The organism is Streptomyces sp. HUAS TT7, assembly GCF_051550175.1.
Taxonomy (GTDB): Bacteria; Actinomycetota; Actinomycetes; order Streptomycetales; family Streptomycetaceae; genus Streptomyces.
The window spans coordinates 7883840-7909028 of sequence record NZ_CP196175.1 but is presented as its reverse complement, the minus strand read 5'-3'; the positions used below and the strand labels follow the sequence as shown (position 1 = coordinate 7909028).

The following is a 25189-nucleotide window of genomic DNA, read 5'->3' as shown; positions in this document are numbered from 1 at the left end:
CGGCCGCCTCACGACCGGGCGTGAGCCGAGTCGGCACCGCCACCGCGGCCCGGCTCCCCCAGCATCTGGGCAGCGACGACCGCCGCCTGGACCCGGCGACTGACCCCCAGCTTGGTGAGCAACCGCGAGATGTGGTTCTTCACCGTCTTCTCCGCGAGAAAGAGCCGCTGCCCGATCTCCCGGTTGGTCAGCCCCTCACCGATCAGGGCCAGAATCTCCCGTTCCCGCCCCGTCAGCCGGGACAGTTCGTCGGGCTGCTGCTCCTCCTCGGCACCGTGCCGCAGCCGGGCCATCAGGCGGGCGGTCGTCGCCGGGTCGAGCAGGGACTTGCCGGTGGCCACCGTGCGTACCGCGTGAACGAGATCAGTACCGCTGATCTGCTTGAGGACATACCCGGCCGCCCCCGCCATGATCGCGTCCAGCAAAGCCTCCTCGTCATCGAACGAGGTCAGCATCAGACACACCAGGCCCGGCAGCCGCGAACGCAGTTCCCGGCACACGGTGACACCATCCCCGTCGGGCAGCCGCACGTCCAGCACCGCGACATCCGGACGCAGCGCCGGGACGCGAGCCAGCGCCTGCTCGGCCGTGGTCGCCTCCCCGACGACCTCCAGACCGGACTCCAGGTCGAGCAGATCGCGCACGCCACGCCGCACCACCTCATGATCGTCCAAGAGGAAAATCCGGACCGGAGGCTGGACTTCGGCCTCTCCGATGGTGTGCGGCATCACGACTCCGTACCTAGGGACTGTGCAAATGCCTGCATCCTGCCTGCTACACGGACTTCCGACCAGGGCCGAACGGCCCCATCCCGGACGCTCGCTTAACACCCCGATGGGACAGGCCGCGATGCGGTGCGACCGGGTCGCGAGGATCACGAAGGCAGCCACGCTGAGCAGCAGGGTGGCGACGTGTACGTATCGCGCTCGAAGTCGTTCAGCTGAGGAAACCTGCTCATACAGGCCAGGCCGAGGAGGAGGGCGGAAACGATCTGCACGCCGGTCTGGACCACCCGCAGCTCCTGCAGAAGCCCCACCAGGTTCCGATCGGCCCGCTCATCGGGAGTCTCGTGACGAAGCGGCTGCGGGCTCTCGTCCGGCTGCATGGGCATGCGCCGCATGGTCCCGGCCTGTGAGATCCAGGCGTCGGCACAGGGCGGGGTGTCGGACTGGAAACGCGCCTGGCTGTCCGCCCTCGCCGATGTCAGTTGCCGTCTCATCCAAAGCAGTCGGCGTCAGGTGAATCTATGTCAGACCGCCTATTCCGCCACCGAGAAGGGCGCGAGAGGCCCAACGTCGGGAAAGGAGCCTTCGACTAGCTGGCGTCCAAGCGTCCTCCTCCTCACGGTTGCGGCACTCCCGTTGTGGGGGTGATCACTCTTCCTTACGACCCACGACGATGGCACCAGGCTGCTGGCCACAATGGCGGCCAAGGAGACCTTCCTTCTTCTCGGCACCCAGGCGCACCACGCCCCGGGCGTGGACCGGTCATGGGATCAAGCCTGGGCGAACCTGGACAGCTGGAAACGCTGGCTGACCGTCACCGGCAGCGACCACGTGAGCTTCACCGACCTGCCCATCCTCGCCGCACAGGTGGGCCTCCCCATCCCCGGTGCGTCGATCTCTGCGCAACGCAGCGAAGAGATCACCCGCAGCTACGTCGCAGCCTTCTTTGACCTGCATGTGAAGGGCATCCCACAGCCGCTGCTCGACGGACCGTCACCGGACAGTCCGGAGGTAGCCTTCCAACAGCCCTGATCCCCCGTGGCCTCGCGATCGATCAGCGAGGCGAAGGCGTCACCGTGAGCGATCTCCGTCGGGCGGGTAGGCCCACTGGCGTCGGCCGCGGCGAGCGAGGGCACGGACCACGGGTACCCGGGCCCGCCTCGCCAGGCCTGCTCACCACCCCTCGCCGAGGACAGCCCCGGCGTGAAGGACGCGGTGGGCCCGCTCTCCGGCAAGACCATGATGGCGGTGTCGGTGGCGGTCTGGCCCGCTGTCCTGGCGTGTGCTGCACATCGTCCTGTGCGGCAGACCGAGACGGTGCGCGCCTTTGTCATCGGCCTGGTGCTCATCGCCCTGGGAGGTCCTCGGAACGTTTCCCCTATTCTTCCAGCTCTTCGGCTGAGCCTTCGGTTACGGCGCCGCGCAGACGGCCTCCACGAAGTGGCCCACCTGCTGGTCGGACAGGTGTCTGGCGAGATCGGCCTCGCTGATCATGCCGACCAGGCGGTGATCCGCGATCACCGGGACTCTCCGGATGCGGTGCTGCTCCATCGTCCGCAGCACCTTGTTCGCGTCGGCGTCCGCGTCGACCGTAACGGGCTTGCCCTGCGCGAGCTGGCCGACGGTGATGTGGTGCGGGTCCTTCCCCTTGGCCACGCACTTGAGCACGATGTCACGGTCGGTGATGATGCCGTGCAGGCGGTCGTCGGGCCCACAGATCGGCAGTGCGCCGACATCCAGTTCGCTCATCAGACGCGCCGCCTCCATGAGCGAGTCGGTCTCCTTCACGCAGTTGGCACCGCTGTGCATGATGTCTCTTGCGGTCCTCATCTCTGCCTCCTCGTATCTGCCCCCGGTTTCCAGTCTGGGCTTCGGCCGGGCGCCCCGCGCGTCCGGCGGGCTGATCCAGATGCACAGCGCAGGCGACAGGGCCCGGCCTTGGACCCGGGCCGATCGGACCATTCTCGGCAGCCGCACGCAGGCGGTCGACGCGGCCGGGTCGCAGAGAGGGCTGCGGGCGAGGTTGTGTCTCGGCCTTACGGCTCATCTGATCACGTGGATACGGTTGTTCCGGGGTCCGGACGGAGCGGGCCACGTTGCGCTGCCGCCCCGCTCGGGTGGTGGGGAGGCGGTGATGGGGCGAGGCCGGTTGAGGGTTTACCTGGGGGCCGCCCCGGGGGTCGGCAAGACGTACGCGATGCTCGCTGAGGGGCAGCGGCGCCGGGCCCGCGGTACCGACGTGGTCATCGGGTTCGTCGAGCCGCACGGGCGGCAGCTGACCGCCGCGATGGCCGAAGGGCTGGCCACCGTGCCACGGCGTGAACACGCCTACCGGGGCGGCCACTTCACCGAGATGGACGTGGACGCGGTGCTGAACCGTCGCCCGCAGGTCGCGCTCGTCGACGAGCTGGCGCACACCAACGTGCCCGGCTCGCGCAACGGCAAACGGTGGCAGGACATCGACGAACTCCTGGACGCCGGGATCGACGTGGTGACCACGCTCAACATCCAGCACCTGGACTCGCTGGCTGACGTGGTGGAGCAGATAACTGGAGTGCGGCAGCGGGAGAGGGTACCCGACGCGGTGGTACGGCAGGCGGAGCAAGTGGAGCTGGTCGACATGACGCCGGAGGCACTGCGTCGGCGGATGGTGCACGGCAACGTGTATCCGCCGGACCGGATCGAGGCGGCGCTCACCCACTACTTCCGGCCGGGCAACCTGACCGCTCTGCGCGAACTGGCCTTGTTGTGGGTGGCCGACCGGGTCGAGGAGGGGCTCCAGAAATACCGGGCCGAGCACGGGATCGCGGCGCCGTGGGAGACCAGGGAACGCATCGTCGTCGCGCTCACCGGCGGCGCGGAGGGCGAGGCGTTGATCCGGCGCGCCACCCGGATCGCCGCGCGCACCCCGGGTGCCGAACTCCTGGCCGTGCATGTCGTCGCCGACGACGGCCTCACCGACACCGGGGCCTCACGGCTCGTCGGGCAACGCCGCCTGGTCGAGGAAATGAACGGCAGCTACCACGAGGTGATGGGCTCGGACATTGCCGAGTCGCTGCTGCGGTTCGCCCGGGCACACAACACCACCCAGCTCGTGCTGGGCGCCAGCCGCCGGGGCCGGTGGGCTTCGCTTGTTGAGGGCGAGGGAGTCGGGCCCAGAGCCGCACGGCTGGCCGGCCATCTCGACGTCCACCTCGTGGCACTCGACACCCCGCACGCAGATCGCCGTCCACACCGTGCCCGCCCCAGTGCCCCTGACGACAGCCGGGCCGAGACCTACGCGCTCAGGGCGCTGGCCCTGAGCGTCCTCAGCGGCCACGAGGCCCCTCCCGCCCTCCTGGAGGTACTACGCGAACTGCTCGCGCTGGACGCCGTCAGCCTGCTGGAAAAGGCACCGCAGCATTCCGCCGACGAAGATGCAGAGGGCTGGTTCGTGGCGGCGAGCAGCGGCGAGGCGGCCCCGGAACGCCCCGGGAACCCGGAGACGCACGTCTCACTGGACAGCGGGGCTGTGATCGCGACCGCGGGACGTGCCCTTGGCCCGGCCGACCGGCGCACCCTGACCTCCTGCGCGCCCCTCCTGCATGCTGCCCTCGATCGCTACCGTGCAACCGGGCCCGCACCACAGCCGGACGCACCGCCCACGGACAACCTGCTGCGCATCGCCCGCATGCGGACGAGCCTTGCCCTGCAGCAGGCACTCGAAGCCCCTCGCGCAGCCCTGCACGTGCTCCACGAGCACGCCGTAGGGCACCAGGCGCTGCTCGAACAGGCTCACCGGGATTTCGACCACGCGATGCGTCTGGTCACCGACCTCATCGACCTGGACCGGCTGCGCGCCGGCGCACTGGAGACGTATCTCAGGCCGGTCGACATCGACGACGTACTGGCCGCCGTCGTCGACGACCTCGGGCCGGGCGGGCACGACCTGGCCATCGCGCTCCCCGACGACCTGCCCGATCCCATCGCTGACGGGGCCTTGCTGACCCGCGTGCTCACCCGCCTCGCCGCACACGCCCTGCGCCACAGCCCATCCGGTCAGCCTCCAATGATCGACGCGGCCGCACCGTCCGGCCGTGTCGAAGTCCGCATCAGTCACACGACGACCGAGGCTCCCACAGGCGCCGATCCCTTGCTGCACCTGTCGCGGGAACTGGTCGAGGCGATGGATGGCTCACTGTCCGTTACGGCCCGTCCCGGCGGGCTTACGGTCGTCGTGAGCATGCCGTCAGCAGCACTGGCGAACCCCGCGATGCCCGACGAATCCGGGTGAGAGTGGGCCGTCGTTTCGCCGACCCCGTGCAGAGCTCCACTGCCCGACTCGCGCGGGCCGCGGCCACCCGCCGTACCAACCACGGCCAGAACGAGCCGACCCGCCCCCTGCTCTGGACCGTCCGGCCCAGGTGCTCGCCAACCACTGCGCAGCAGGATGGCAAGAAGAGGACTCTTCCTCGGCGATCGCCGTCCGGGGCAGGGGGTCGTGCCGAAATCCGCACGCCGAGGGAGGCAGTGATGAACGATTCAGCCGTCCATCGTCTGATGCCAGTGATGCGTCCCCCGGTGACGGCACCACCAGGGCGTATCGACGTCACCCACGTCAACGGCCAGTCGTACGCCGTCTTCGTCCGCGGTCACGAACTCACCGTCGACCAGCCGGTCGAATCCGGCGGCGACGATGACGGCCCCACCCCGGTGGAGCTGTTCGTCGCCTCTCTGGCCTCTTGTGTGGCGTACTACGCGGGCCGGTTCCTCCAGCGTCATCACCTGCCGTACGAGCACCTGCGGGTGCGGGCGGAGTTCGAGATGGCGGATGACCGCCCGGCGCGCGTCACGGCGATCCGGATACGCATCCTGCTGCCGGCAGAGCTGAGCAAAGCGCATCTGGAGGGCCTCCGGGCCGTGGTGAACCACTGCACGGTCCACAACTCGCTGCGCTGCCCGCCCGAGATCACTGTCGCTGTGGAGTGACCGACCGGCCCGAGGAAGGGCCGACAGGCCCCTCGCCTCTCCCCTGCCCGGGCGACACGGTGGAAGGAGAAGGAGGATGCGGTCATGTCAGACCGTGTCCCACAGTCCGATTCAGGAGGGCGGGGATCTCATGTACGCGTTCGGGATGGTGGCACTTCTCGGGCTTGCCGTACTAGTCGTCGCGAAGATCGCACACCGCTATCTGTCCGTGGCCCAGGAGTTCTGGGCGTTCGCGCTGGTGGCGCTCGGCATGGGCGCGGCCTGGCTCGCCGACTTCGACCTGTTCGGAGCCTGGGGACTCACCGTGCGCAATGCCACCATCGGCACCACACTGACCGGATTCCTGGTGGCGGGCGCGGCCTACTTCTGGCGGGAGATTCTGTACTTCTTCACCGGAGCGGCCCGCAAGTTCACCGACGAGGCCAAGACCATCGAAAAAACTGGAGAGCTGCGCCGGGTCGCCTGAACCACACAGCAGCAAGACGCAGTTGACATCGCAGCGGCGGGAGACGGGCGCACACCCGCCTCTCGCCCCCTGCGCTTCCTCACCCCGAGGAGAGACCATGGAATGGTCGATACGGGGCGCTCTGATCGTCGGGGTCGACGGCTCAGCCGCTTCGCTGGCTGCCCTGCGCTGGGCATCGGCCCAAGCCCGGCTGCTGGGAGCCCCCTTGGCGGTGGTGCATGCCTGGGCACCGACCGCCCCGCTGCGCGCACCCTACGCGCCGGTCACCGGCCAGGCGTCGGTAGAGCAGGACCGCCGCCGCGCGGCGGAACTGCTCCAGGCGTCGGTGGCATGGCTCCTTGCGTCCGATCCGGATGCTCACGTGCGCCCCCTCCTGGACGAGGGCATGCCGGCGACGGTCCTCCTGCGGCATGCCCGTCATGCCTGTCTGCTCGCCTTGGGGCGAAAGCCCCAGGAGGATGTCGCGCTGCCGGCTCTCGGCTCGGTGGCCCGTGAATGTATCCGGCACGCGATGTGTCCGGTGGTCACCGTGCCCGAGTCGCCGGCTCCGGGCGCCGGGATTCCGTGGCTTGCCGAGCACGTGGCCGCGGGGGCCGGGCGGTTCTGACGGGTACAGCCCGACCGGGCCTCCGGGAGGGACGTTCGGCCCCTTCGCAGCGGCCTGAGCCGGAGTGACGGTAGAAGCCAGACGTTCCCGGGCGCCCGGTGTCCATCGAGGAGGTCCGCCATGACGCGCGAGATCATCGGCAAGCCGGAACACGTCCGTGTTCCGCCGAATCTCACCGATTACGCCCGCACCCGGGCGGAGTTCAGCTGGGAGCGGGCTCGCGAAGAGCTGGCCGGACTGCCAGGAGGTGGGATCAACATCGCATACGAGGCCGTCGACCGGCACGTCGCCGAGGGCCGGGGACAGCACACCGCACTGCGCTGTGTCCGCCGCGACGGATCCGTGGAGTCCATCTCGTACACGCAACTCACACTGCTGACCAATAAGTTCGCGCATGTGCTGCGCGCTCTCGGAGTGGGGCGGGGCGACCGCGTGTTCACGCTCCTCGGTCGCTGTCCCGAGCTGTTCACCACTGTGCTCGGCACGCTCAAGAACGTCAGTGTGCTGTGTCCGCTGTTCTCGGCGTTCGGGCCGGATCCGGTCGCCCAGCGGATGCGCCTGGGAAACGCCCGGGTGCTGGTGACCACTCAGGAGCTGTATCAGCGAAAGGTCGCCCCGATTCGCGACACGCTGCCCGACCTCGAACACGTTCTGATCGTCGACGAGCATCATCAGCTCCCGACCGGAACAAGGTCTTTCGAGGAGCTGATGAGCCGGGCATCCGAGGCGTTCACCGTGCCCCACACGGACGCGGACGAGATGGCGCTGCTGCACTTCACCAGCGGCACGACGGGCGCGCCCAAGGGGGCGGTGCACGTCCACGAGGCCGTAGTCGCCCATCACATCACCGCGGCATACGCCCTCGATCTGCACCCGGATGACGTGTACTGGTGCACGGCCGACCCGGGCTGGGTCACCGGCATGTCATACGGGATCATCGCCCCACTCACCCACGGCGTCACGCTGGTCGTGGACGAGGGCGACCTCGACGCCCGGCGCTGGTACCGGATCCTCGCCAGGGAGCGGGTCACCGTCTGGTACACCGCCCCGACCGCGATTCGGATGCTGATGCGGGCCACCCCGCGCGAAGGTCCGTACGACCTGCCGCGCTCCTTCGACCTGTCGGCGCTTCGGTTCATCGCCTCGGTGGGCGAGCCTCTCAACCCCGAGGCCGTGGTGTGGGGCCAGGACGTGCTCGGTCTGCCGATCCATGACAACTGGTGGCAGACCGAGACCGGCTGCATCATGATCTCCAATCTGGCGGCCTGCCCGGTCAAGCCCGGTTCCATGGGCCGGCCGCTCCCCGGGGTGGAGGCCACGGTGCTGATGCGGGGCTCGGACGGTGAGGTCTGGCGCTCGCCCGAAGGAAGGGCCTGGATTCTCGACGAGCCCGACCAGGAGGGCGAGTTGGCGCTACGGCCGGGCTGGCCGTCGATGTTCCGGGGCTATCTGCACGCCAAGGACCACTACGAGGCGAGCTTCGCCGACGGCTGGTATCTGACCGGCGATGTCGTGCGCCGGGACGCCGAGGGGTTCTTCTGGTTCGTGGGCCGTGCGGACGACGTCATCAAGTCGGCAGGGCACCTGATCAGCCCGTTCGAGGTGGAGAGCGCTCTGCTGGAGCATCCCGCGGTGGCCGAGGCCGGGGTGATCGGACGGCCCGACCCGACGGTGGGGGCGGTCGTCAAGGCATACGTCTCGCTGCGGCCCGGGATTCAGCCAGGCACTGAACTGCGGCGCGAGCTCCTGGCATTCGCCCGCCGCAAGCTGGGCCCCACCGTCGCGCCCCGCGAGATCGCCTTCGATCAGAACCTGCCGCACACCCGCAGCGGCAAGGTGATGCGGCGGCTGCTGCGGGCCAGGGCGTGCGGCCTGCCCGAAGGTGACACCTCCACTCTGGAAACGCCCGAGACGACGGGGGGCTCATCATGAGCACGGCCCGCAAGAAGACAACGAAAGACGCCCACGGGCAGAAGTCCGAGGCAGCGGCCAAGCACCATCGTGAACTGCTCGCCGCGATGCTGCTGATCCGCCGCTTCGAGGAGCGGTGTGTCGAGCTTTACAGCGCCTCGAAGATCCGCGGCTTCGTCCACCTCTACATCGGCGAGGAGGCCGTTGCCGTCGGCGTGCACCAGGCACTCGACCCGGGCGACGCGGTTGTCTCCACCTACCGCGAGCACGGCCATGCCCTTGCCCGGGGGATCCCGGCCGAGGCGGTGATGGCCGAAATGTACGGGAAGGCCACCGGCTGCAGCCACGGCCGGGGCGGCTCCATGCACCTGTTCGACGTGGACCGCCGCTTCTACGGCGGCAACGCCATCGTCGGCGGCGGCATCCCTCTCGCCGCAGGCATCGCCCTGGCAGAGCGGATGCGCGGCGGACAGGGGGTGGTGTGCTGCTTCTTCGGTGACGGGGCCTTCGCTGAGGGCGAGTTCCACGAGACCGCCAACCTGGCCGCGCTGTGGAACCTGCCGCTGCTGCTGGCCTGCGAGAACAACCTGTACGCCATGGGCACCCCGCTCCTCGTCGAGCACGCCCAGACCGATCTGGCGATGCGCGCCGCCTCGTACGGCATGCCGGCCTGGGCCGTCGACGGCATGGACGTCCTCGCCGTCGAAGAGGCCGCCCGGCGCGCCGTGGACGGCATCCGCGCCGGCAACGGGCCGCACTTCCTCGAACTGCGTACGTACCGCTACCGCGCCCACTCCATGTACGACCCGGATCGCTACCGCGACAAGTCCGAGATCGAGCAGTGGCGCACCCGCGACCCGATCCAACTGCTCTCCGAACGGATGAGCGTGAAGGGCGAGTTGGACGACTCCGCCTACGCGGAGCTCGATGCCAATGCCGCCCAGGCAGTGGCGCGGGCGGAGTCAGCAGCCGAGTCGGCGCCCGTGGAACCGGTCGCCGACCTCCTGCGCCACGTAATGACCGAACCGGCGGAAGCAGTACAGCCATGACAACCACTCCGACAGCCTCCCTCACCTACCGGGAAGCACTGCGCGAAGCCCTGCGCGAGGCACTGGCCGCCGACGAGCGGGTCTTCCTCATGGGTGAGGACGTGGGCAAGTACGGCGGCGCCTTCGGCGTCAGCCTCGGACTGGTGGAGGAATTCGGGCCGGAGCGGGTGCGGGACACCCCGCTGTCGGAGTCGGCGTTCGTCGGGGCGGGCATTGGAGCGGCGATCGCCGGAATGCGGCCGATCGTCGAGATCATGACGGTCAACTTCAGCCTGCTCGCCCTGGACCAGATCCTCAACAACGCCGCCACCCTGAGGCACATGTCCGGCGGCCAGTTCTCCGTCCCCGTCGTGATCCGCATGACCACGGGGGCCGGGCGACAGCTCGCCGCCCAGCACTCGCACAGCCTGGAGGGCTGGTATGCGCACATCCCCGGCATCCGGGTGCTGGCCCCGGCCACCGTGGGCGACGCGCGCACCATGCTGGCACCGGCGCTCGCCGACCCCGACCCGGTCGTCATCTTCGAGCACGGTTCGCTCTACAACGCCTCCAGTGAACTCGGCTCGCCCAAAGACGAGTTGGACATCGGCACCGCCGCCGTGCGTCGCACCGGGAACGACATCACCCTCATCACCTACGGGGGCTCGCTGCCCAAGACGCTCGCCGCGGCGGACCTGCTCGCCGCCGACGGGATCGACGCCGACGTCATCGACCTGCGCTCCCTGCGCCCGCTCGACGACGCCACCGTCATGGCCTCGGTGGCCCGCACCCACCGTGCGGTGATCGTCGACGAGGGGTGGCGCACCGGCAGCCTGGCCGCCGAGGTCTCGGCACGGATCACCGAGCAGGTCTTCTACGAACTGGACGCGCCCGTTGGCCGGGTGTGCAGCGCCGAGGTGCCCATTCCCTACGCCCGGCAGCTGGAACAGGCCGCGCTACCGCAGCCGCAGGGCATCGCGGCGGCGGCCCGGAAGGCGGTCGGGCACCATGGGTGAGTTCATGATGCCCTCACTCGGCGCCGACATGGAGGCGGGCACGCTCCAGGAGTGGCTGGTCGCACCGGGCGACGTAGTCAAGCGCGGCGATGTGGTCGCGGTCGTGGAGACCGACAAGTCCGCGATCGAGGTGGAGTGCTTCGAGACGGGCACGGTGGGGCGGCTGCTCGTCGAGCCGGGAACCCGGGTCGCCGTCGGCACACCGCTGGCAGTGATCGACAGCGCGACCGCGCAAGGACCGGTGGTTCCGGCGCCGGAACCACCGGTCCCGAGGGCGGAGCCCAGTCCGACGAAGCCCCTGCCTGCGGCTACGACGCGCCACACCCCTGTCCCCCGGCGCTCCCCCGCGAACCCCCCAGAGGTAGCGGCCCGTCAACCGATGCGAGCCAAACCCGCCGTCGCGCACACCGACGCCGGCCCACTCGTGCGGCACCTGGCCGCCGAGCGCGGTATCGACCTGGCCTCCGTCAACGGAACGGGCCGCGGCGGGCGGATCACCCGCGCCGACGTCGAACACGCCGGACAGGCCGGAGCGCCCCGCGTCCGGGCCACCCCGTACGCCCGCCGGCTCGCCCTTGAAATGAATGTCGACCTCGCTCAACTGCACGGCACCGGCGAGAACGGCGCCGTGCGGGCCGCCGACATACGCGAGGCCGTACGAGCTCATGCCGTCGCCGAGCGGTCAAGCACCGGGGTTCACGACCCCGGCGCCACGCTAGGCAGGGCGGGCGCCGGACGGGAGGCCGGGGCGGCGTCCACGAGCGGCAGCGCCGCCCCGGCAGCTCCCGCCGCCCAAGCCGCTGCCTCCGACTCGGACCGGAAGGCGGCCACGATGCGCCGGGCGATCGCCGACCTGATGGCCCGGTCCAAGCGGGAGATCCCGCACTACTACCTCGCCGCCACCATCGACATGGCGACGGCCCTCGCCTGGCTGCGCGGCATCAACCGTGCCCGTCTGCCCGGGGAACGCCTGCTGCCTGCCGCCCTGTTGCTGAAGGCAGCGGCCGTTGCCGCCTGCGAGGTCCCGGCGCTCAACGGGTTCTGGCAGGACGGCTTCGTAGCCGGGGACGGTGTGCACCTGGGGGTGGCCGTGTCCCTGCGCGACGGGGGCCTGCTCACCCCCGTCATCCATGACGCCGACTCCCTCACATGCGAGGAACTCATGGGCAGGCTCAAGGACCTCGCCCAACGCGCCCGCAGGGGACGGCTGCGCGGCTCGGAGGTGTCCGGTGCCACCCTGACCGTGACCAGCCTGGGCGAGCAGGGGGTGGAATCCGTCTTCGGCGTCATCTACCCGCCCCAGGTGGCCCTGGTCGGTTTCGGCGCCGTCGTCGAACGGCCCTGGGCCGTGGACGGCCTGCTCGGCGTCCGCCCTGTCGTGACCGCCACCCTGTCCGGCGACCACCGCGCCAGCGACGGCGCGACCGGCGCCCGCTACCTCACGACCGTCGCCCGTCTCCTGCAGAAACCCGAGGAGTTGTCATGAACCGCGTCGAAGCCCTCACCCTCGTCAAAGACTCCATCCTGGAGATCGCCCCGGACGTCGACCTGAACAGCGTCGGCCCCGACGATAAGTTCCGTGTCGCACTGGAACTCGACTCGCTCGACTTCCTGAGCCTGGTGGAGCTGCTCTCCGAACGCAGCGACATCCGGATCGTCGAGGACGACTACCCCGCCCTGACCACGCTGTCAGACTGCGCGGGTTTCCTGGCCGACCGCTCTTGAAAGGCTGCGGGTGCAGCCCCGGCGCGTGGACGGCGCGCTGGGGACAGGCAGCTGCCACAGCGCGACGTACTGGAGAGGACGAGGTACGTACCTGTTCTTCTGCACGGAGGAAAGGGAAGAGAACATCATGGGCACCTCTCACACGTTCCGCCGCATCGCGCTCGGTGCTTCGGTTCTGGCCATCACGCTGCTTGTGTCGGCGACCACGACCGGCAGCCGGGCGGGCGCCGCGTCCGGCACGGCCGGCTCGCCGGTCCGGGGCGGCAGCCCGCAGTCCGCTCTCGACCGGGTCGCCGACTTCTACGGCGCCTACATCGACGTCCTGTACGACTCCGGCCACAGCCCGCTCGCCGATTCCCTGCGCGACCACTATCTGACCACGGACCTGCGCAGCAGTCTGGCCCGCTGGGAGGCCTCTCACCACCAGGACGGCGTGCTGCAGGCGAAGGACATCCCGATCGCGTGGTCCGTCGCCTACAACGACAGCGGCATGGGGCACTGCTGGAGTCTCGTCACCCTCACCTGGCAAGACGGGAACCACACCCACCGCACGCGCCTGATGGTCCAGTCCGACCTGGCGACCAGGCTCATCTCCGGCATCAAGCCCGACCAGTAGCCATGGCGCCGTGACCGGTCCGGTCAGTCGGTCCGGTCACGGACCAGTCGGCCCCTGTTGCCTCGTGCGCCGTACGCGCATGCTGACCGCAGGCCCGCACCGCGCGAGGGCACGGCACTCCGAGCGGGCCCTGAGGAGGACACCCTGGAGGTGGTCGCGTGAGCGCGGTTCCCTGGCGCCGGTCGCACAGAATCCCAAAGACCGTCTTGAACCTGGCGTGCGCGGAGCGCACCGTGGGAGTGGAGGCCGCCCTCCGGTTGCCGACGGTGATGATGCTGGTGGTGGAGGACGCCTGCACGCGGATCGCCCGCGAGGACTGGCGTCGCCGCGAACCAGCCCGCTGGCGCTGCAAGGCCTACCACCGCTGGTGCTCGGAGGGACAACAGCTCCGCGCCAAGAAAGCCCGACTGAAGGAACTCGCCGCCCAGTGCCTGGACACCTCGGACTGACCGACCCTGAGCGTTGAACCGGTGCAGCCACTCGCGGACCGCCTTGTGGCAGCAGCCGAGCTGATCCGCGGCGCCTCGCCACCACTTACAGCTGCCGCACCGCATGGACCGATTGACCACGATGCCGCGAACCGTGAAGGTCCTGCAGACCTGCTGGACTCTCCCAGATCACAGTGAACCAATGTCCTGGTCGGCCAGACACCGCGCGTAACCTCGCGCCGAACCCCAGGAATAGCAATCCTCACCCAACGTCACTCCCGTGACAGACACCGAGCGCGTGAGAGCCGCAGGCGGTTTTCCACAAGGAGGGAGTTATCCACAGCCCCTGCCAACAGGGGTGGCCGGGTTTAGCGTTCATCGGCGCCCGTTGTAGCAGCCGTCGTCGGACTCGCAGGGGGAGCGTGTCGAGTTGGTCAGGGACCGCCCCGTCCTCGCCCTGCACAGGGACGGCGACCCGAACGAACCAGGGGCTTAGGCGTAGGCCCATGGCCCACGCGGCGGGGCCGTTCGTCCCCTGGCGCGAGTCCCGGTTGACGCGGTGTGCTGGACAGGGACGGGAGCGAGGATTGCCGCATCGGACGGACCGAGGTGCGCCATGGACAACGCCACCAGAATCACCGTCACGGCACGGCTGCGCCGTCTGACCCGCGTGATCGTCACCCCGCGGCTGGAACCCGCACTCCTGGCCGTCACAGCGGCGGCTCTGACGGCCGGCGGCATCGCCTGGCTCGCCGGCGCCGGTGGCCTCGCAGACCTGTTCTGGGGCCTGGGCACGATATCGGCCGTCATACCCGCCGTGGGGTGGGTACTGAACGCGCTGCGGCACGGGCACGCGGGCGTGGACCTGATCGCCGTGCTGGCCCTGGGCGGCACCCTGGCCGTGGGGGAGTACCTCGCCGGGTCCCTGATCGCTTTGATGCTGGCCACCGGTCGCACCCTTGAGGCCGCCGCCCAGCGGCGCGCCTCCCACGACCTGCGCGCCCTGCTCGAACACGCGCCGCGTTCGGCACGCCGCCGCACCGACGCCGGGGTCGACACGGTGCCGCTGGCCGAGGTCGGTGTCAACGACCTGCTCGTCGTGGGTCCCGGCGAAGTGGTCCCCGTGGACGGCCGGGTGGAAAGCACCGCCGCCGTCCTCGACGAATCCGTACTCACCGGTGAGCCCCTCCAGGTCGAACGGCCGCAGGGCGAACCGGTCCGCAGCGGAGTGGTCAATGCGGGCGGAGCCTTCGAACTGCGGGCCACAGCCACCGAGCAGAACAGCACCTACGCGGGCATCGTCCGCCTGGCGCAGCAGGCCGGGGCGGAGTCCGCGCCCGTAGTGCGGCTCGCCGACTGCTACGCGGCCTGGTTCCTTCCCCTGTCCCTCGTGGTGGCGGGACTGGCCTGGCTGATCAGCGGATCTGCGGTACGCGCGGTCGCGGTCCTGGTGGTCGCCACCCCGTGCCCCCTGCTGCTGGCCGCGCCGGTCGCGATCGTCTCCGGGCTCTCCCGAGCCTCCCGCCTCGGCGTGGTCATCCGCGACGGTGGTGCCCTGGAGAACCTCGGTCGCGCCCGCACCCTGCTTCTGGACAAGACGGGGACCCTCACCGGCGGCCGCCCGCGCGTCCTGGACGTGACCGCCGCTCCCGGCCGCAAGCCCGCGGAGGTACTCCGCCTGGCAGCATCCCTCGACCAGTACTCGCCACACGTCCTCGCCCACGCCATCGTCGACACGGCCCGTGAACGCAAGCTGGAGCTGTCGGTTCCGGCAAACGTCACCGAGGAGCCCGGACGCGGTGCTTCGGGCACGGTCGATGGGCACCAGGTCTCCATCGGCCGTCTCAGCCTCTCGGGCGTACAGCCTTCCTGGGCCCGCGCCATCGACAACCGCGCCCTCCTCGACGGCGCGGCCGTCGCCTGGCTGTCCGTCGACGGACACCCGGCCGGCGCCGTCCTCCTGCGTGACCCCGTCCGGCCCGACGCGCCCCGCACCCTGCGCCACCTGCGGGCGGCGGGCATCGAGCGCCTGATGATGCTCACCGGCGACCGCGCCGAACCCGCCCGGGAGGTCGCCGCCATCCTCGGCCTCGACGACGTGCGCGCCGGGCTCAGCCCGGCCGGCAAGGTCGCCGTCGTACGCGCCGAACGCGAACGCGCGGTCACCGTGATGGTCGGCGACGGCGTGAACGACGCCCCCGCCCTCGCCGCCGCCGACATCGGCGTGGCCATGGGGGCACGGGGCTCCACCGCCTCCTCCGAAGCCGCCGACATCGTCCTGACCACCGACCGCGTCGACCGTCTGGCCGACGCGGTCGCCATCGCCGTACGAGCCCGGCGCATCGCCGTGCAGAGCGCGCTCGGGGGCATGCTGATGTCGCTCGCCGCCATGGCCGCAGCCGCTTTCGGCTTGCTCCCGCCGGCCGTCGGCGCCCTGCTCCAGGAGGGCATCGACGTCTCCGTCATCCTCAACGCTCTGCGCGCCCTGCGTGTCGACCAGTCCACGCGACCGGCCCTCACACCCACCGCCGAAGCACTCATCCACCGCTTCGCGGCAGAGCACGGCGACCTCCAGGACGTCCTCGACGCCGTACGCGACGCCGCGGACCGACTCTCCGACAACCCCGGCCCCAAGGCCCTCGCAGCCGTCGAAGAGACCCACCGGCTGCTCACCGAACGGCTGCTTCCCCACGAGTACGCCGAGGAGCACCAGCTCTACCCCGCCCTGGCACCCACCCTCGGCGGCCCTGAGACCACCGCCACCATGAGCCGCGCCCATGTCGAGATCGAACGCCTCTCCCGCCGCATCGCCACCCACCTACGCCTGGCCCACGCCGACGGCGGCCTCGCCCCCGGCCAACTCGACGACCTGCGCTCAAGCCTGTACGGACTCAACACCGTCCTGCGCCTGCACTTCACCCAGGAAGAGGAGAACTACTTCTCGCTGGCTCCGTGAGAACACGACCTGGCTGTGGCGACCGCATCCGGAAGTCCTTCCATCGCCGCTTCGTACGCCAGCCGACGGCCTCGGTACACCCCTTGGCCTGGCGGGAACTGGAAACGGTGCGTTCGACCCGAACCGTCACCAGTCCATCGCCGATCACAACGTCGATGCCCTCGGGAGACGTGCCCAGCAGTTCGTCGCGGTCGTCCTCCGCGTCCCCCTCGATAGGGACCGCGGGTATCGTGAACTTGCTGGGAATGGTCTCGAACCGGTCAGGCGCCTCCGGGAACTGGAACCTCCGGCCCGTGTGGCAGTGGAAGTGCGGCTGTCGCCCTGGTTCTCGGCGCTCGTGGCGTCTGCCGACACTTCCAGCGCAGCGTGCCCGGTTCCCTCTCACTGAGGCCGAACAACCCATGCCCGGGTCCCTGAAGTCCCCTTCTCCCGCACGTTCGTCGTCAAACTGGTGAGGAAGGGCCCAGTTGCCTTGCTCGTCGACACCTACGACACCGAGCAGGGTGTACGCATCGCCGCCCAGGTCCTGACCGGCGGTCATCGGCTCGGCAGGGCGACTGCCGAGGAATTTCGCCCGGAGTCGGGCCGCGCTTGCCGCCCGCGTCGTTGCCCCAGCGGCATCCCGGTCGATCGAATCAGAACGGTTCCCCCATTCCGCGCCTGGAGACTCCCTCCGGTCCTTCGCTCAGTGGCGGTGTCCATTGGTCATCGCTTTCCGCAAGCCATAGACGGCAGCACCGAGTACGAGAACGGCGGCGCCCGGGACTACGGTGGTCAGAGGCAGGGCGAGGGCCGCACAGCCCGCCAGGCCGATCACGGGCACGAGGCGGGGCGGCCGGCCTTCGTCAGGGGTGCGAAGGTGGTGCGCGAGGGGCCGAGGACCAGCGCGAGAAGCGACCCGAGCCCCGCGATGGCCGCGCCGACACTCACGACAGGAACCAGGCTCGGGACGCCAGCGGCGCGCACCGCCTCGGCCAGGGGCGCCGAACCCTGAGCGAGGCGGTCCGGCCCAGTACCGTGAGCACACCCACGGCAACGGCCGCGTACACGACGAGGGCGATACCGAGCGCCAGAGGGATCGCACGGAGAACGGTGCGAGCGGGATCGCGAACCTCTTTGCCGAGCGATGCGATCCGGGCGTAACCGGCGAAGGCGAAGAACAGCAGGCCGGCCGCCTGGAACGTCCCGCCGACGGTCACCTCCGCGCCGATGTCCGGGCGCGCGACATCGGCGGTGCCGCAGGTCAGGCAAGAGTCCCCACGGCAGCCAGGACCGCGAGAACCAGAACCACGACGGCACGGGTCAGCAGCGCGGGCTTCTGTACGCCGGTGTAGTTGAGTGCGGTCAGCGCCACCACGGCGGCGACCGCAACAGCGTGGGCCTGGCCCGGACACGCATAGAAAACGACGGTCAGGGCCGTCGCAGCGCAGGACGCGGTCTTGCCGACCACGAACGCCCAGCCCGCCACAGGTACCCCCAAAAGTCACCCAGACGCTCACGGCCGTAGACGTAAGTCCCCCCGGACTCGGGATGGCAGGCGGCCAGCCGGGCCGATGACGTCGCGTTGCAGTACGCCACGACCGCGGCCAGCGCCAGGGCGAGCAGGAGCCCGGAACCGGCGGGACCGGCCGCTGGACCGAACGCTGCGAAGATCCCGGCCCCGATCATCGATCCCAGGCCGATCAGCACTGCGTCGGATACCCCCAAGCGTCGCTTGAGCTCACCCGCGCCCGTCGAAGCCCCACTGTGCTCATCCCGTCCCCCCTCCACCACACCAGCTGTTGATCTCGGCGCACGGCAGCCGACGAAGGTGTCAGGCAGGGGTGCCCGCACCGCAGTGGTCAGCGGCCCCGCGGGCCGCGGTCCCGCGGGGCCTGCACCGCACGGGGCGAGGACAGCGGCAACGAGAATCCTTGTCCTGTCCCTACGAGGTGCCAGGTCCTGGGCCCTGCTGACCGCGGCGCCATGCTTGGTAGGCCGACACCGCCGTCGGTAGGGTCGGGAAGATCCGGCTTGCGCCGACCGAGGCTGTGAGCCCGTAGGCGTCCAGGTCTTCTCGTAGTTCGTGCTTGACCCGGGCCAGGGCGAAGACGATGCCCCGCCGATGGAGCTCCAGGCGGAGGGCTTCGACGGCGTCGAGCGCGGTGATGTCGACCTCGACGTTGGCCTCGGTGTTCAGGACGAACCACTTCACCGCCCCGTGATGTTTGTCGACCGCGGCCAGGGCACGGCGGCGGAAGTCTTCGGCGTTGGCGAAGAAGAGTGGTGAGTCGTAACGGTAGATCAGCAGCCCGGGGATGGTGCGGGCCTGGGGGTAGTCGTCGACGTCGTGCATGCCGGCGACACCCGGTACGAGTCCTTCGACCGCGTCGTGGGGGCGGGCCACCCGCACCAGGAGTTCCGCTACCGACAGGGCGACCGCGACGAGAACTCCGTACAGGATGCCGAGGGTGAGTACGCCCAGTGTGCAGCCGATCGCCAAGAGCAGCTCGCGCCTTCGAAAGGCGCCGAGGCGGCGGAACTCGCCGATTCGGACCAGGCGGAGGGCGGCGTAGACGACGATGGCACCGAGCACGGCGCTCGGGGTGTGCGAGAACAGTGGGCCGAGGAAGAGCAGTACGGTCAGGACCGCCAGGGCGGCGACCAGAGAGTACGCCTGGCTTCGACCGCCGGCCGAGTCGGCGAGGGCCGTCCGGCTGGCGCTGCTGCTCACCGGGAAGCCGTGCAGGACTCCCGCCCCGAGGTTGGCTGCGCCCAGCGCGAGGAGTTCCCGGTTGGCGTCGAGCGGGCGCGGATCGTCGTGCCCCGCGAAGGCCCGGGCCGTGAGGACCACGTCCGAGTAGCCGACCAGCAGCACACCGAGCGCGGGCAGCAGCAGTTGAGGAAGTGCTGTCAGGTCCGGCGCCGTCGGGGCGGGCAGCCCCGACGGGACCTTGCCGATCACGGTGACCCCGTATCGGTCGAGGCTGAAGACGGACGCGGCCGTCGTGGCGAGGACCAGGGCAATCAGGGGGCCGGGAAGTGTGCGCCGCAGGTGCGGCAGGGCGAAGAGGAGGACAAGGATGGCAGCGGCCAGGCCCAGCGTCGGCCCGTGGGCCTGCGGCACATGCTGGAAGAAGGAGACCAGCTGAGGGAAGAACCGGGAGCCCGTCGTCCGCACGCGGGTGAGCCGTGGCAGCTGGTCCACGATCATGATCAGTGCCACGCCCGCCAGGTAGCCGACCAGCACAGGCTTGGACAGCACATCCGCGAGGAACCCGAGCCGCATCGCCCAGGCGAGCAGGCTCAGCAGCCCGACGATGACCGCGAGAGCCGCCGCCAGGGTGAAGTAGCGAGCCGGATCCCCTGCCGCGAGAGGTCCCACTGCGGCCGCCGTCATCAGCGCTGTGGTCGATTCGGGGCCGACCGACAGCAGCCGTGACGAGCCGCACGCGGCGTACAGGACCGTGGCGGGAAGTGCGGCCCAGAGGCCGGCGACAGGAGGCAACCCGGCCACACCTGCGTACGCCATGACCTGAGGCACCAGATAGGCGGCGACGGTGACGCCGGCAAGGGCGTCGCCGCTCACCCACGCACGCCGATAGTCGGCCAGTGCGGGCGGCATCAAGTTCGGTCTTCGACGCTGGGGCATGGCGCTCCTTCGGGCCGCTGTCCCCCAGCATCTCGCTCCCAGCCGCCACGCCGCGAGGGCCGAGCGGGCCCAGGCAGCGCTCCTGAGGACCGTGCGGACCCGCGAGTGGGCCGATCGGCCCTCCCCGGCTCGGCTGTCGACGCCGGAGACTGGGAAAGGACTTCGGAACGGAGGCTGCCATGAGGACCCAGTCCCCGACACGGATCACTGTTGCCCTGTCCGCGGAGCACCGGATCCGCCTGATGGAACTTGCCCATGACGTGAATTTCGAGGCCGGTACGCGCCTGTTCAACGAGGGCGGTCACGCCGACCGGTTCTGGATAGTGAAGTCGGGCGCCGTGGCACTGGACCTTCATGTGCCCGGCAGGCAGGCGACGGTGGTGGAGACCCTGGGCCCCGATGAGTTGGTCGGCTGGTCCTGGCTGTTCCGCCCCTACGTCTGGCATTTTGGCGCCGAGGCAAAGACGCTCGTACGTGCCCATGAGTTCGACGCGACGGCCGTGCGCATGCTGATGGACGCCGACCCGGCCATAGGTTCTGAGATCGGTCACTGGGTGGGAGAGGTCCTGGCCCGTCGGCTCACCTCCGCGAGGGTCCGGCTGCTCGATCGATACGCCCCCTACGGCAGCGGCAGCACGTTGTGACGGCTGCCTCCCGATCGGCCTGCACAAGGAGTGCATGATGCCTGCGTCCCAGTACACCGTCAGCGACGTCATGACCCACACGGCTGTGGCCGTGGGCCGCAAGGCCTCCTACAAGGAGATCGTCGAGGTGATGCACGAGTGGAAGGTGAGCGCCCTGCCGGTGCTGGAGGGCGAGGGCCGTGTCGTGGGCGTGGTGTCGGAGGCCGACCTGCTGGTGAAGGAGCAGTTCCGGCGTGCGGATCCGGTCCCGCTGGAGCGGGCGGAGGAAGCCGCCAAGGCCGCGGCAGTCCTCGCCGAAGACCTCATGTCCAGCCCTGCCGTCACCGTGCACCCGGCCGCCACGGTCTCCGAAGCCGCCCGCATCATGGCCCGCAAGGGCGTGAAGCGGCTGCCGGTGGTCAACGACATCGGGATGTTGGAGGGCGTCGTCAGCCGCAGTGACCTGCTCAAGGTGTTCCTCCGGCCGGACGAGGAGATCGAGGACGAGATCCGCACCGCCGTCCTCGGTGAGCTGACTCCACCGGCACACATCGCATGTTCGGTCAAGGAAGGCATCGCAACCCTCCGGATCGGCCGCCGGGGCAACCGTGCCCTGGTACCTCTGCTGGCGCGGGCCGTCCGTGCCGTCGAGGGTGTCGTCGACGTACGCACGCAACTGGAAGGCACGGCCGACCCGGCGGCTGCCTGAAGGCTCCTCGTAGCGGTCTGTTCCCGGGGGGGGCGGCTCCACAAGTGCTTTGCCCACGGTGCTGGGACAATGCTGGTGAGGCGTACGCCGACCCCTGGGGCAGGAATGTCCGAGACACCAGCGGATCTGCGGAGGTTCCCATTCGGGTGTTCCTCCTCGACGACCACGAGGTCGTCCGACGGGGCCTGCACGACCTCCTGGATGCCGAACCCGGGATCGAGGTGGTGGGCGAGGCGTCGACGGCCGAGCAGGCACTCGCCCGGGGGCCCGCCCTGCGGCCGCACGTCGCGGTGCTGGACGTCCGGCTGCCCGACAGCGACGGCATCACTGTGTGCCGTGAGCTGCGCTCGCGCATGCCGGAGCTCGCCTGTCTCATGCTGACGTCCTTCGACGACGAGGATGCCCTGCTCGACGCGATCATGGCGGGTGCAGCGGGGTACGTACTCAAACAGATCAAGGGATCCGACCTCGTCTCCGCGGTGCGGGCGGTGGCGACGGGGCAGTCGATGCTCGATCCGGCGACGACTGCCCGGCTGATGCACTCGCTCCGTGCCCCCGAGGCTGGAAAGCCGCCCGAGGACGAACGGCTGGCCGCGCTGTCCGAGCGCGAGCGCGCCGTTCTCGAACTCATCGGTGAGGGGCTGACCAATAGCCAGATCGCGGGGCAGCTCTATCTGTCCGAAAAGACGGTCAAGAACCACATCTCGCGGCTGCTCGCCAAGTTGGGCGTCGAACGCCGCGTTCAGGCGGCCGTGATCGCGGCCCAAGTTCGCGAGCACGACAAAACCCCGCATTGACGCCGTGAGATCACTCCGGATGCCCGACAGGCACTGGGATGCGCCACTCCAACCGGGTGCCGCCACCTTCCGAGCACGGCGATAGGGACAGCTCTCCCCCCAGCCTCTCGGCGCGTTCGGCGAGGTTGCGCAGCCCGCTGCATCGGCCGGTCTCTCGGAGGCCGACACCGTCGTCGCCCACCATCACGGTCAGCACACCCTTGGCGAGGGCGATCGACACCTCTGCGCGATTGGCCCGGGCGTGCCGCGCCACATTGGTGAGCGCCTCGCCGATCACCGCGACGGCATCATCCGCGATCTCCCGGGGAACATCCGTGTCGATCAGCCCTTCGATGCGCAGGGCAGGAGTGAATCCGAGTACCGCGGCTGCTGCGCCGACAGCCCGCGCGGCACGGAGGCGGAGCTTGTCCTCCGTGCCTGGAACCTCGTGTTCGCGGAGTCCGAAGATGGTCGAGCGGATGATTTTGATGGTTGCGTCCAAGTCGTCGATCGCCCGCGTCAGCCGCTCCGCGGCCAGTGGATGCTCCACGAGCCTCTGCATGCTCTGGAGAGTCATGCCGGTCGCGAACAGCCGCTAGATGGCCTGACGCCCAGGGCCCCGTACTCCGCGTCCACCAGGACGACGGCCGCCTCCGTGATTCCGCACAACACCTGCGGCAGGTCGAGTTCCCGGCCCACCGACATGACGGCTTCCAGCAGACCGTTCAGCCGGTCACGGGTACTTCTCACGTCGTCGATGCGGGCCTGAAGCTCGTCAAGGAGCTCGTCGAGCCTCAGGTGCGGAACTCTGCTCCGCGCGGCATCACGCCCCTCCCCGGCCATCGATACCTCCGGCAGCGTTGAGGGTGGCAGTACACACTGCCACCCTCAACGTAGTCCCCGTTTGCTCTCAGTTCACCTCGGAGCCCGCGTGGTCACGCGACCGGAACAGTGATCACGGGGCAGTGCGCGCGGTGCAGCAGCCCGTGGACGACCGACCCGAGGTGCATGCCTGTGTATCCGCCCCGGCCTCTGCGTCCCACGATGAGGGCCAAGGCGTGCTCGGCGGCCTCGGCCAGCCTCTCGACCGGGTGCCCGACGGGCACCTCATGGGTGAGCGCGACGTCCGGGTACTGCTCCGACCAGCCCGCAACGATCTCCGACAGCATGCGCCGCTGGGCATTCACGGCACCGGCGTCGTCCTGGAACGAGAAGACAGGAGGCGACCACACCGAAATGGCGCGCAGCGCACATCGGCGCAGGCTCGCTTCGCGGAAGGCCAGGGCTACCGCTGCGTTCGAGGACTCGCTGCCGTCGACGCCCACTACGAGATACGCCGGCTGCTGCGTGACGTGCTCGGCGTCGCCGACCACCACGACCGGGCAGTGTGCCCGTGCCGTGACGGGCAGCACCACGGAGCCGGCATCGAAGATCTCCTGCGCACGGTCGAGATGACGGGAGCCGAGAACCACCATGCGGGCATGGCGGGACAGTCGGCACAGCACGGGGGCCGGAGCGCCGTCGAGGAGATCCATCGCCAGTTCCACATCCCCGTGGCGCTCTCCGGCCCAGCCAGCGGCGTCCCTCAGGGCCTCCGATCCCGTTTGGCGAAGGGCGTCATGGCGCGGGCCGTCGTCGATGTGCTGGGTGTCGTGCCGAGGCGGCACGCCGAGTACGAGCCGGAGACGGACCTTGCGTCGGTGGGCTTCGTCCACCGCCCAGGCGAGAGCCAGCCGGCCCGTGCCGCACGGGTCGATGCCGACGGCGATGTCACGCCCCTCCGAGATGTCCGTCATGCCGTGCTCCCCTGGCCCTTCTCATGCCGGGGGATGAGTTCCACCGGGCAGTGCGCGTGATGGAGAAGGCTGTGCGTCGCCCGTCCGAGGGTCGGTCCGATGTATCCGGGCGACCGCCTGCCTCCCATGACCAGCAGGTCCGCGTGGTGCGAGGCTTCAACGAGGACGGCCGCCACCGACACACTCTCTTCGGCATCGACGTCGACGGTCAGGGTCGGGAACTTGTCACGGATCCGGTCAGCCACCGCCGTCACGCTACCCATGCGCCCCCGGGCCACCTCGCCCACGTCGTCAAGCATGGTCGCGACGTGCCCCACGGACTGCAGAACGTTCCACACGTGGAGGATACGCAGCGACGCCTTGCGCAACACGGCCTCGCGCGCAGCATGGTGGGCGCAGACGAGGTCGTGCTCGTCGCGGACGGCTACCAGCACGGTGCCGGTTTCGGCCCTGTCCGCAGCGCCCCGCACCACGATCACGGGTGACTTGGCACCTGCCGCGACCTTCAGCCCGACCGACCCGAGCAACAGCGAGTTGAACCCGCCGAGGCCGCGGTTGCCGACCACCAGGATGCCGTCCCTCGCCGCCGCACTGTGCAGGCTGACGACAGGTCCGCTGCGGCTGAGCTCCGTGGTGACGGGCAGTTCGGGATGGCACTCGGACACTGCCGCGGCGGTGTCCTCAAGGAGCTCGCGACCCGCGGCGCAGATGCGCAGAACGCTGTCCGCCGAGAGAAACGCGGCCCGGCCGTCGGTGTCCGTCGCGTGGACGAGGTGCAGGGGAAGCCCACGCCATACAGCCTCGTCCGCCGCCCACAGCGCCGCCGCGCGGGCCTGCTCGGAGCCGTCGACGCCTACGACGACCAAAGCGGCTTCCGATCCACCGGTGATGCTGCCTTCCATGGTTCCTCCTCACCGAGTGCCAGCGGGGGTCAGTTCTCACTCTGGCACCGGGATCCACGTCGCGGAGAGGGCCGCAGGGGTCGGGCCTGGGACCAAAGGTCCCTGTCCGGCGGCCGGAAGCCTGATTGCTCCCGCCGGTCCCCGGCCTGGTCGGTCCCCGCGAAGGACCGTTCGGCCCTCGCCGGGCGCCGGATCCCCGACGGATGATGACTCATGAGGGGCGCTGAGCGAGAGGCCCCCCATCGGATCGCCGGCCGCAGGCCGACAATCGCCCGGTCCGGCCGCCGAACCCGACGGCGGCCCGAG

At 69.9% G+C, this 25189-nt stretch carries 23 protein-coding genes and 2 pseudogenes; 16 read left to right on the top strand and 9 right to left on the bottom strand.

The window, feature by feature from the left end; all coding sequences use genetic code 11:
• Positions 1 to 8: 8 nt before the first annotated feature.
• Positions 9 to 728 (bottom strand): response regulator, encoded by a 720-nt coding sequence (locus tag ACSHXC_RS35920; RefSeq protein ID WP_438295519.1) that lies wholly within the window; start codon positions 726 to 728, stop codon positions 9 to 11.
• Between the two features lie 146 nt (positions 729 to 874).
• Positions 875 to 1111 carry a DUF6328 family protein gene (locus ACSHXC_RS35915; protein WP_438295518.1) on the bottom strand — a complete coding sequence of 79 codons (237 nt, stop codon included), beginning with the start codon at positions 1109 to 1111 and terminating at the stop codon, positions 875 to 877.
• Positions 1112 to 1421: 310 nt separating this feature from the next.
• Between ACSHXC_RS35915 and ACSHXC_RS35910 the strand changes: the two genes are divergently transcribed.
• Positions 1422 to 1757, top strand: a complete 336-nt coding sequence (locus ACSHXC_RS35910) for a hypothetical protein (protein WP_438295517.1) — start codon at positions 1422 to 1424, stop codon at positions 1755 to 1757.
• A gap of 378 nt (positions 1758 to 2135) precedes the next feature.
• Here ACSHXC_RS35910 and ACSHXC_RS35905 read toward each other — a convergent pair whose 3' ends face one another.
• The gene (locus ACSHXC_RS35905; protein ID WP_438295516.1) at positions 2136 to 2555 is read right to left on the bottom strand and encodes a CBS domain-containing protein; all 420 of its coding nucleotides are present in this window, start codon (positions 2553 to 2555) and stop codon (positions 2136 to 2138) included.
• Between the two features lie 304 nt (positions 2556 to 2859).
• On the opposite strand from ACSHXC_RS35905, the gene ACSHXC_RS35900 reads away from it, so the two are divergent.
• The 12 genes from ACSHXC_RS35900 (at position 2860) to ACSHXC_RS35845 (ending at position 16446) form a co-directional block, all read left to right on the top strand.
• Positions 2860 to 4998 (top strand): universal stress protein, encoded by a 2139-nt coding sequence (locus ACSHXC_RS35900; RefSeq protein ID WP_438295515.1) that lies wholly within the window; start codon positions 2860 to 2862, stop codon positions 4996 to 4998.
• A 239-nt stretch (positions 4999 to 5237) separates the two neighbouring features.
• Positions 5238 to 5693, top strand: a complete 456-nt coding sequence (locus tag ACSHXC_RS35895) for an OsmC family protein (protein WP_438295514.1) — start codon at positions 5238 to 5240, stop codon at positions 5691 to 5693.
• A 130-nt stretch (positions 5694 to 5823) separates the two neighbouring features.
• Positions 5824 to 6159, top strand: coding sequence for a hypothetical protein (locus ACSHXC_RS35890; protein ID WP_438295513.1), 336 nt, complete (start codon positions 5824 to 5826; stop codon positions 6157 to 6159).
• Positions 6160 to 6256: 97 nt separating this feature from the next.
• Positions 6257 to 6766, top strand: coding sequence for a universal stress protein (locus ACSHXC_RS35885; RefSeq protein ID WP_438295512.1), 510 nt, complete (start codon positions 6257 to 6259; stop codon positions 6764 to 6766).
• Positions 6767 to 6886: 120 nt separating this feature from the next.
• Entirely contained in the window at positions 6887 to 8698 is a 1812-nt protein-coding gene (acsA, locus tag ACSHXC_RS35880) for an acetate--CoA ligase (RefSeq protein ID WP_438295511.1), read from the top strand.
• A complete protein-coding gene (gene pdhA / locus ACSHXC_RS35875) occupies positions 8695 to 9726 on the top strand; it encodes a pyruvate dehydrogenase (acetyl-transferring) E1 component subunit alpha (protein ID WP_438295510.1) in 1032 nt (343 codons plus the stop codon). Before acsA ends, pdhA begins: the two co-directional genes overlap by 4 nt.
• Positions 9723 to 10721: an alpha-ketoacid dehydrogenase subunit beta gene (locus ACSHXC_RS35870; protein WP_438295509.1), complete on the top strand. Its 999-nt coding sequence runs from the start codon at positions 9723 to 9725 to the stop codon at positions 10719 to 10721. The genes pdhA and ACSHXC_RS35870 overlap by 4 nt, the downstream gene beginning before the upstream one ends.
• Complete coding sequence (locus tag ACSHXC_RS35865; protein ID WP_438295508.1) at positions 10714 to 12207, top strand: dihydrolipoamide acetyltransferase family protein; 1494 nt, start codon at positions 10714 to 10716, stop codon at positions 12205 to 12207. Before ACSHXC_RS35870 ends, ACSHXC_RS35865 begins: the two co-directional genes overlap by 8 nt.
• Positions 12204 to 12446, top strand: coding sequence for an acyl carrier protein (locus ACSHXC_RS35860; RefSeq protein ID WP_438295507.1), 243 nt, complete (start codon positions 12204 to 12206; stop codon positions 12444 to 12446). Before ACSHXC_RS35865 ends, ACSHXC_RS35860 begins: the two co-directional genes overlap by 4 nt.
• 127 nt (positions 12447 to 12573) lie before the next feature.
• Entirely contained in the window at positions 12574 to 13062 is a 489-nt protein-coding gene (locus ACSHXC_RS35855) for a hypothetical protein (RefSeq protein WP_438295506.1), read from the top strand.
• A gap of 233 nt (positions 13063 to 13295) precedes the next feature.
• The gene (locus tag ACSHXC_RS35850) at positions 13296 to 13511 is read left to right on the top strand and encodes a hypothetical protein (RefSeq protein WP_438295505.1); all 216 of its coding nucleotides are present in this window, start codon (positions 13296 to 13298) and stop codon (positions 13509 to 13511) included.
• A 595-nt stretch (positions 13512 to 14106) separates the two neighbouring features.
• The gene (locus ACSHXC_RS35845; RefSeq protein ID WP_438295504.1) at positions 14107 to 16446 is read left to right on the top strand and encodes a heavy metal translocating P-type ATPase; all 2340 of its coding nucleotides are present in this window, start codon (positions 14107 to 14109) and stop codon (positions 16444 to 16446) included.
• Between the two features lie 685 nt (positions 16447 to 17131).
• On the opposite strand, the pseudogene ACSHXC_RS35840 reads toward ACSHXC_RS35845, so the two are convergent.
• Positions 17132 to 18114: pseudogene (locus ACSHXC_RS35840) on the bottom strand (APC family permease).
• Positions 18115 to 18370: 256 nt separating this feature from the next.
• Positions 18371 to 20077, bottom strand: coding sequence for a SulP family inorganic anion transporter (locus ACSHXC_RS35835; protein ID WP_438295503.1), 1707 nt, complete (start codon positions 20075 to 20077; stop codon positions 18371 to 18373).
• 179 nt (positions 20078 to 20256) lie between these two features.
• Between ACSHXC_RS35835 and ACSHXC_RS35830 the strand changes: the two genes are divergently transcribed.
• From ACSHXC_RS35830 to ACSHXC_RS35820, 3 genes are all read left to right on the top strand, one after another.
• Positions 20257 to 20721 carry a cyclic nucleotide-binding domain-containing protein gene (locus ACSHXC_RS35830; RefSeq protein WP_438295502.1) on the top strand — a complete coding sequence of 155 codons (465 nt, stop codon included), beginning with the start codon at positions 20257 to 20259 and terminating at the stop codon, positions 20719 to 20721.
• Positions 20722 to 20758: 37 nt separating this feature from the next.
• Entirely contained in the window at positions 20759 to 21409 is a 651-nt protein-coding gene (locus tag ACSHXC_RS35825) for a CBS domain-containing protein (protein WP_438295501.1), read from the top strand.
• A gap of 146 nt (positions 21410 to 21555) precedes the next feature.
• On the top strand, positions 21556 to 22206 hold the full coding sequence (locus ACSHXC_RS35820; protein WP_438295500.1) for a response regulator: 651 nt from the start codon (positions 21556 to 21558) through the stop codon (positions 22204 to 22206).
• A gap of 10 nt (positions 22207 to 22216) precedes the next feature.
• On the opposite strand, the pseudogene ACSHXC_RS35815 reads toward ACSHXC_RS35820, so the two are convergent.
• From ACSHXC_RS35815 to ACSHXC_RS35800, 4 genes and pseudogenes are all read right to left on the bottom strand, one after another.
• Positions 22217 to 22780, bottom strand: a pseudogene (locus ACSHXC_RS35815) (sensor histidine kinase); the annotation flags it as partial.
• On the bottom strand, positions 22759 to 23028 hold the full coding sequence (locus ACSHXC_RS35810) for a hypothetical protein (RefSeq protein WP_438295499.1): 270 nt from the start codon (positions 23026 to 23028) through the stop codon (positions 22759 to 22761). The gene ACSHXC_RS35810 and the pseudogene ACSHXC_RS35815, both read right to left, overlap by 22 nt.
• A gap of 92 nt (positions 23029 to 23120) precedes the next feature.
• On the bottom strand, positions 23121 to 23981 hold the full coding sequence (locus ACSHXC_RS35805) for a universal stress protein (RefSeq protein ID WP_438295498.1): 861 nt from the start codon (positions 23979 to 23981) through the stop codon (positions 23121 to 23123).
• A complete protein-coding gene (locus ACSHXC_RS35800) occupies positions 23978 to 24883 on the bottom strand; it encodes a universal stress protein (RefSeq protein ID WP_438295497.1) in 906 nt (301 codons plus the stop codon). Before ACSHXC_RS35800 ends, ACSHXC_RS35805 begins: the two co-directional genes overlap by 4 nt.
• Positions 24884 to 25189: the final 306 nt, after the last annotated feature.

Excerpts from the sequence above, each read along its gene's own strand:
- ACSHXC_RS35885 (WP_438295512.1), top strand. The coding sequence starts at position 6,257 with ATGGAATGGTCGATACGGGGCGCTCTGATCGTCGGGGTCGACGGCTCA.
- ACSHXC_RS35835 (WP_438295503.1), bottom strand. The coding sequence starts at position 20,077 with ATGCCCCAGCGTCGAAGACCGAACTTGATGCCGCCCGCACTGGCCGAC.
- ACSHXC_RS35810 (WP_438295499.1), bottom strand. The coding sequence starts at position 23,028 with ATGGCCGGGGAGGGGCGTGATGCCGCGCGGAGCAGAGTTCCGCACCTG.
- ACSHXC_RS35915 (WP_438295518.1), bottom strand. The coding sequence starts at position 1,111 with ATGCCCATGCAGCCGGACGAGAGCCCGCAGCCGCTTCGTCACGAGACT.
- ACSHXC_RS35855 (WP_438295506.1), top strand. The coding sequence starts at position 12,574 with ATGGGCACCTCTCACACGTTCCGCCGCATCGCGCTCGGTGCTTCGGTT.
- ACSHXC_RS35900 (WP_438295515.1), top strand. The coding sequence starts at position 2,860 with ATGGGGCGAGGCCGGTTGAGGGTTTACCTGGGGGCCGCCCCGGGGGTC.
- ACSHXC_RS35895 (WP_438295514.1), top strand. The coding sequence starts at position 5,238 with ATGAACGATTCAGCCGTCCATCGTCTGATGCCAGTGATGCGTCCCCCG.
- ACSHXC_RS35920 (WP_438295519.1), bottom strand. The coding sequence starts at position 728 with ATGCCGCACACCATCGGAGAGGCCGAAGTCCAGCCTCCGGTCCGGATT.
- ACSHXC_RS35865 (WP_438295508.1), top strand. The coding sequence starts at position 10,714 with ATGGGTGAGTTCATGATGCCCTCACTCGGCGCCGACATGGAGGCGGGC.
- ACSHXC_RS35830 (WP_438295502.1), top strand. The coding sequence starts at position 20,257 with ATGAGGACCCAGTCCCCGACACGGATCACTGTTGCCCTGTCCGCGGAG.
- ACSHXC_RS35800 (WP_438295497.1), bottom strand. The coding sequence starts at position 24,883 with ATGGAAGGCAGCATCACCGGTGGATCGGAAGCCGCTTTGGTCGTCGTA.
- ACSHXC_RS35910 (WP_438295517.1), top strand. The coding sequence starts at position 1,422 with ATGGCGGCCAAGGAGACCTTCCTTCTTCTCGGCACCCAGGCGCACCAC.
- ACSHXC_RS35890 (WP_438295513.1), top strand. The coding sequence starts at position 5,824 with ATGTACGCGTTCGGGATGGTGGCACTTCTCGGGCTTGCCGTACTAGTC.
- ACSHXC_RS35870 (WP_438295509.1), top strand. The coding sequence starts at position 9,723 with ATGACAACCACTCCGACAGCCTCCCTCACCTACCGGGAAGCACTGCGC.
- pdhA (WP_438295510.1), top strand. The coding sequence starts at position 8,695 with ATGAGCACGGCCCGCAAGAAGACAACGAAAGACGCCCACGGGCAGAAG.
- ACSHXC_RS35825 (WP_438295501.1), top strand. The coding sequence starts at position 20,759 with ATGCCTGCGTCCCAGTACACCGTCAGCGACGTCATGACCCACACGGCT.
- ACSHXC_RS35905 (WP_438295516.1), bottom strand. The coding sequence starts at position 2,555 with ATGAGGACCGCAAGAGACATCATGCACAGCGGTGCCAACTGCGTGAAG.
- ACSHXC_RS35845 (WP_438295504.1), top strand. The coding sequence starts at position 14,107 with ATGGACAACGCCACCAGAATCACCGTCACGGCACGGCTGCGCCGTCTG.
- acsA (WP_438295511.1), top strand. The coding sequence starts at position 6,887 with ATGACGCGCGAGATCATCGGCAAGCCGGAACACGTCCGTGTTCCGCCG.
- ACSHXC_RS35805 (WP_438295498.1), bottom strand. The coding sequence starts at position 23,981 with ATGACGGACATCTCGGAGGGGCGTGACATCGCCGTCGGCATCGACCCG.
- ACSHXC_RS35860 (WP_438295507.1), top strand. The coding sequence starts at position 12,204 with ATGAACCGCGTCGAAGCCCTCACCCTCGTCAAAGACTCCATCCTGGAG.